The organism is Autumnicola edwardsiae (assembly GCF_031846505.1).
Classification (GTDB): Bacteria; Bacteroidota; Bacteroidia; order Flavobacteriales; family Flavobacteriaceae; genus Autumnicola; species Autumnicola edwardsiae.
In genome coordinates this window covers 1-5860 of record NZ_JAVRHP010000131.1, presented here as the reverse complement: position 1 = coordinate 5860, position 5860 = coordinate 1, and the positions used below count along the sequence as shown (strand labels likewise).

Below are 5860 nucleotides of genomic sequence, written 5' to 3'. Positions count from 1 at the left end.
AAATTATCTGCGATTTCCAGTGCCTGTTCTCCGTTGTCTGGTTGTGAAATAATCAGGTTTTCAATATCCACACCCAGTTTTTCGGCATAAAAACGGTCAAAAGCATGTTCTGCATCAATAAAAGCAGCGATACCTCCCGCTTTTTGCGCTTCAGCAATAGCATGAAGCGTAAGGGTGGTTTTACCCGAAGATTCCGGTCCGTAAATTTCAACAACTCTACCGCGCGGATATCCTCCCACACCCAAAGCCAGATCAAGTCCCAGCGAGCCGGTTGGAATGGCATCTACATCCACGATCGCCTGATCGCTCATTTTCATAACCGTACCCTTTCCATAGGTTTTATCCATCTTATCCAGGGTAAGCTTAAGGGCCTTTAATTTTGCTTCTTTTTCTTTATCGTTGCTCATAATTTTTTACTTTTTGAAGAGCTGCTAAATTAACATAAGTTTTGCTGCATCACAATTTTAAAATAGGCATTCTCTATCTAATATATTTTTACTGTAACTAATTAAAGATAAACTTATTTGAAGCTTCTAAAACAAATTTCTGCTTTTTCATTTTAAGCCTTATCTTTGCGCAAATTTTTCTTTTACTCTTATAAATTGGTATAGCATGCAACTGTACAATAAATTAAGCGCTAAAGAGAGAGCAGCATTAATTGAAGAAGCCGGGGAAGACCGGTTGACGCTCTCTTTCTATGCCTACGCGAAAATTGGGAATCCCGAATTATTCAGAAACCATTTATTTATAGCCTGGGACCAGATGGGCGTTCTTGGGAGGATTTATGTTGCCCACGAGGGTATAAATGCGCAACTTTCTGTTCCTGCTCAAAATTTTGATACCTTCAAAAAATTTCTTGATGAGATTTATTTTCTTGAGGATGTACGGTTGAATATCGCTATTGAGCACGATGCAAAAGCTTTTTTAAAGCTGAAGGTAAAAGTGCGCAACAAGATAGTTTCCGATGGACTTAACGATGCCAGTTTTGATGTTACCAACCGCGGATTTCATGTAGATGCTGAAAAATTTAATGCGCTACTGGAAGATCCCGATACGGTCCTGGTGGATATGCGAAACCATTATGAGAGCGAAATTGGGCATTTTAGAGGTGCCATCACTCCAGATGTGGATACCTTCAGGGATTCGTTGCCAATAATTGAAGAAGACCTGAAAGATTATAAGGAAGATAAAAACCTGGTGATGTATTGTACCGGCGGAATACGCTGCGAGAAAGCCAGTGCTTATTATAAGCACAAAGGCTTCAAAAAAGTTTTTCAACTTGAAGGCGGAATTATTGAATATGCCCGGCAGGTAGAAAATCAAAAACTGGAGAATAAGTTTATAGGGAAGAATTTTGTGTTCGATCATCGTCGTTCCGAGAGAATTTCAGAGGATGTTATTGCGCATTGCCACCAGTGTGGGAAACTATGTGATACTCACGTTAATTGTGCTAATGAAGCTTGTCACCTGTTGTTTATTCAGTGTGAAGATTGCGCCATGGAAATGAATGATTGCTGTTCTGAAGATTGCATGAAAATTAATTCCTTGCCTTACGAAGAGCAGAAAGAACTGCGCAAAGGAAAGGGCAACAGCAATAAAATCTTTAAGAAGGGACGCTCAAAGGTTTTAAAATATAAAACCTAAGTTGGCGTTCTGTAAATGGTAGTGCCAATAAATATTGGTATCTTTACTGTTAATATTTTTTTACTAATCTAAAGGTGGTGCCGAAAGATTTGTATCAGATTGCCGTCAAAGTTCGCTTTACAGGCTTTCCGGAGATGCAAAATGTTGAATTTTAGAGCATGTCGATAGCACAGATATAAAAGGCAGCTACCTACAATATATATAAATTTATGGCTTGCACCAGTTGCTCGACCGGTAAAGACGGTCAGCCAAAAGGATGTAAAAATAACGGAACCTGCGGAACAGACGGATGTAATAAACTTACTGTTTTCGATTGGCTTTCCAATATGTCCCTTCCAAACGGGGAAGAACCCTTTAATTTTGTTGAGGTCCGTTTTAAAAACGGAAGAAAACATTTTTTCCGAAATTCAGAGAATCTTAGTCTGAGTATGGGTGATGTTGTGGCCACAGAAGCCTCGCCGGGTCACGATGTTGGTATGGTTAGCCTTGCCGGGGAACTTGTAAGGGTGCAAATGAAGAAGAAGAAAGTTGCGCCAGATAGTGATGAGGTTTTAAAAGTGTACCGGAAAGCTTCACAGCGGGATATTGATGTTTGGCAGGAAGCGCGTGACAGGGAAGATAAAATGAAGGTTCGCGCGCGGGAAATCGCTATCCGTCTTAATCTTCAGATGAAAATTAGCGATATCGAATTCCAGGGAGATGCTTCAAAAGCAACTTTCTATTACACTGCAGACGATCGTGTGGATTTCCGGCAGTTAATAAAAGAATTTGCCAGGGAGTTTAATACCCGTATTGAAATGAGGCAGATTGGCCTGCGCCAGGAAGCTTCAAGATTAGGAGGTATTGGTTCCTGCGGAAGGGAATTGTGCTGTTCTACCTGGTTAACAGATTTTAGGTCTGTAAGCACTTCTGCAGCGCGATATCAGCAGCTTTCGCTTAATCCGCAAAAACTTGCGGGACAGTGTGGAAAGCTGAAGTGTTGCCTTAATTATGAATTGGACACTTATCTGGAGGCATTAAAATCTTTCCCCAGAACAGACACGAAACTTTACACTAAAAAAGGTACTGCCGTATGCCAGAAAATTGACATTTTTCAGGGTGTATTATGGTATGCCTATGAAGGAGAGTGGATGAACTGGCACAAATTAACTGCAGAACAGGCCAATAAAATTATAGCTTCCAATAAGAAGAAAGAACCGGTGGGCAGCCTGGAAGAATATGAAGTGGTATTACAGCTGGAAGAGAACAAGAAGCCGGACTTTAACAATGTAGTTGGGCAGGATAGTCTTACCCGTTTTGACAATCCCAAGGCTTCTACGGGGAAAAGACGTAATAAGAAAAGAAAGAAGAGGAAAGGTAAACCTTCTAAAAATGCGTAAAGCTTTTTTTTTACTGTTGGGAGTATTCACTTTTTTCGGATTGTATTCCTGTGACTCAGATCGTGTTTTTGATGAATATAAATCTGTATCTACGTGGAATAAAGATTCTGTTGTTGCGTTTAACATAGGAGAACTGGATTCTTTGGAGACGTATGATCTTTTTATAAACATCAGGAACAACAGTGAATACAGGTACAGTAACCTCTTTGTGATTACCGAAATTCAATTTCCGTATGGAAAAGTGGTCACCGATACGCTGGAATATGCTATGGCTGCGCCAGATGGAACATGGCTTGGTACGGGTTTTGGTGATGTAAAAGAGAGTAAACTCTGGTACAAAGAAAATGTACGTTTTCCGGAACCGGGGCAATATGAAGTCCATATACAACAAGCCATGCGAAAAAATGGTGAAGTGGAAGGGATTGAAAATTTAGAAGGTATTACCCACGTGGGCTTCCGTATAGAGCAAAGCGCACAGCAATAGTTATCAAAAAAAATGGCTACGTCAAAAAAAAAGAAAGCAGCACCTAAAAAAAGCAAAACTTCCTATATCATTGGTTTCTGGAGTGTTTTCGGAATAGGAATTCTTCTTGTTATTATCCTTTTTCTAATGGCCGGCTGGGGTGCATTTGGTAAAATGCCGACTTTTGAAGAACTCGAAAACCCTGAAACCAATTTGGCTACAGAGGTATTTTCTTCAGATGGCAAAACCCTTGGAAAGTATTATAATGAAAACAGGACTCCGGTAAAATATGACGATCTACCGGAAAACCTTGTGAATGCTCTTGTTGCTACAGAAGATGAGCGTTATTACCACCATTCCGGGATTGATGCCCGCGGTACACTTCGTGCTGTGGCATACCTGGGTTCAAGGGGTGGCGCGAGCACAATTACTCAGCAGTTATCCAAATTGCTGTTTTCTGATACTCCCAACAGCAAAGTGGAACGTGTTTTTCAGAAGATAAAAGAATGGGTGATTGCCACGAGATTGGAAAGGCAGTATACCAAGCAGGAGATTATCACCATGTACCTCAATAAGTACGATTTTCTTTATCAGGCGGTGGGAATTCGTTCGGCTTCAAGAATTTACTTCGGAAAAGAGCCAAAAGAACTACAAACTGAAGAAGCTGCTGTTCTGGTAGCAATGCTTAAAAATCCGATTTTATACAACCCGGCCAAAGAGGAGTTCAAGGATAATGCTCTTAGAAGGAGGAACCAGGTGCTTAAACAGATGGAAAAAAATGGGTATTTAACCCCTTCGGAAAAAGATTCCCTGCAGGCCCTTCCGCTAAAATTAAATTTCTCTCCTGAAGGACACGATGAGGGTATGGCAACTTATTTTCGGGCTTATGTACAGCGTTTTCTTAGAGAGTGGATCAATGAAAATCCGAAGCCAGATGGTTCAGAATACAATATTTATCGTGACGGGTTAAAAATTTATACAAGTATAGATTCAAAAATGCAGGAATATGCTGAAGAGGCTGTAGAAAGACATATCTCCCATCTTCAGAAGGAATTTACCAGGCAAAATAAAAATAACCCTACGGCACCTTTCAGGGATGTGGATGAGAGCGAGGTTGAGCAAATCGTGAACAGCGCCATTAAACGTTCTGTAAGGTGGAAGGAGATGAAGGCAAAAGATATACCTGAAGATGAAATTCTGGCTTCTTTCGATAAAGAACGGGAAATGAGGGTTTTTAGCTGGGCCAGCGCTAATCACACCAAAGATACCGTGATGACCCCCCGGGATTCTATCCTTTATTACAAATCTTATTTACAGGCGGGAATGATGTCTATGACCCCGCAAACCGGTGAAGTAAAGGCCTGGGTGGGTGGTACAGACTTTAAGCATTTTAAGTACGATCATGTTAAACAGGGAAAACGCCAGGTTGGATCTACTTTTAAGCCTTTTGTTTATGCCACGGCAATAGATCAGTTAAAATTATCTCCTTGTGATACGCTTCCGAAGAATCGTTTCACTATTGAAGCAGGAAAATTTGGGCTTCTTAAAGACTGGTCACCTCAAAATGCCGGAAATGATGCCGATAGCTATGTTGGTATGATATCTTTAAAGGATGCGCTTGCCAACTCTGTAAATACGGTAACGGCAAGACTTATAGATAAAACCGGACCAAGACCTGTTATAGATTTACTGGACAAGCTGGGAATAGATACTGAAAATATTCCTGAAGTCCCTTCTATTGCATTGGGCACCCCAGATCTAAGTTTATTTGAAATGGTTTCTGCATACAGTACTTTTGCTAATGAGGGGGTTTATGTAAAACCTTTAGTTGTGAGCAGGATAGAAGATAAAAACGGAACTGTGCTATATCAAAATGTTCCTCAAACCCGGGACGTACTTAGCAAAGAAGCCGCCTATGTGACGGTTAATCTTTTGGAAGGGGTTACTCAATCTGGATCTGGCGTTCGGTTAAGAGGAAACTATGCCACCAACCTGGACCATTACAAACGTGCTGTAACGGGTTATCCCTATAACTTTGACAAGAGCATTCCTATAGCCGGTAAAACGGGAACCACGCAAAACCAGAGTGATGGTTGGTTTATGGGAATGGTTCCTAACCTGGTGACCGGTGTTTGGGTGGGAGCAGAGGACAGATCTGTACATTTCCCCACCATTACCTACGGGCAGGGTGCAACTATGGCCTTACCAATTTGGGGTATGTACATGAAGGATGTTTATGCAGATGATGCACTTAATATTTCTAAAGGAGAATTTCCCAGACCGGAAAATCTTTCTATCGAGGTGAATTGCAATAATTACGGAGGTGAAAACGACTCTTACAGCGATGTTCCCGATGAACTGGATTTTTAGAATT

At 41.0% G+C, this 5860-nt stretch carries 5 protein-coding genes; 4 read left to right on the top strand and 1 reads right to left on the bottom strand.

The window, feature by feature from the left end; genetic code table 11:
* Window positions 1-407: recombinase RecA (locus RM529_RS15540; RefSeq protein WP_311485670.1), on the bottom strand; the 407-nt coding region annotated here is incomplete at its 3' end.
* A 205-nt stretch (window positions 408-612) separates the two neighbouring features.
* Here RM529_RS15540 and trhO point away from each other — a divergent pair.
* The 4 genes from trhO to RM529_RS15520 all read left to right on the top strand — a co-directional run bounded on the left by trhO (window position 613) and on the right by RM529_RS15520 (window position 5856).
* Window positions 613-1644, top strand: a complete 1032-nt coding sequence (gene trhO / locus RM529_RS15535) for an oxygen-dependent tRNA uridine(34) hydroxylase TrhO (RefSeq protein WP_311485669.1) — start codon at window positions 613-615, stop codon at window positions 1642-1644.
* Window positions 1645-1853: 209 nt separating this feature from the next.
* Window positions 1854-3023, top strand: a complete 1170-nt coding sequence (locus RM529_RS15530; RefSeq protein WP_311485668.1) for a PSP1 domain-containing protein — start codon at window positions 1854-1856, stop codon at window positions 3021-3023.
* Window positions 3016-3507, top strand: coding sequence for a gliding motility lipoprotein GldH (locus RM529_RS15525; RefSeq protein ID WP_311485667.1), 492 nt, complete (start codon window positions 3016-3018; stop codon window positions 3505-3507). Before RM529_RS15530 ends, RM529_RS15525 begins: the two co-directional genes overlap by 8 nt.
* Window positions 3508-3519: 12 nt before the next feature.
* Entirely contained in the window at window positions 3520-5856 is a 2337-nt protein-coding gene (locus RM529_RS15520; RefSeq protein ID WP_311485666.1) for a penicillin-binding protein 1A, read from the top strand.
* The last annotated feature ends 4 nt before the right edge of the window (window positions 5857-5860 follow it).

Bases quoted from the DNA above. Each gene is read 5' to 3' on its own strand.
- trhO (WP_311485669.1), top strand. From the start codon at position 613: ATGCAACTGTACAATAAATTAAGCGCTAAAGAGAGAGCAGCATTAATT.
- RM529_RS15530 (WP_311485668.1), top strand. From the start codon at position 1,854: ATGGCTTGCACCAGTTGCTCGACCGGTAAAGACGGTCAGCCAAAAGGA.
- RM529_RS15525 (WP_311485667.1), top strand. From the start codon at position 3,016: ATGCGTAAAGCTTTTTTTTTACTGTTGGGAGTATTCACTTTTTTCGGA.
- RM529_RS15520 (WP_311485666.1), top strand. From the start codon at position 3,520: ATGGCTACGTCAAAAAAAAAGAAAGCAGCACCTAAAAAAAGCAAAACT.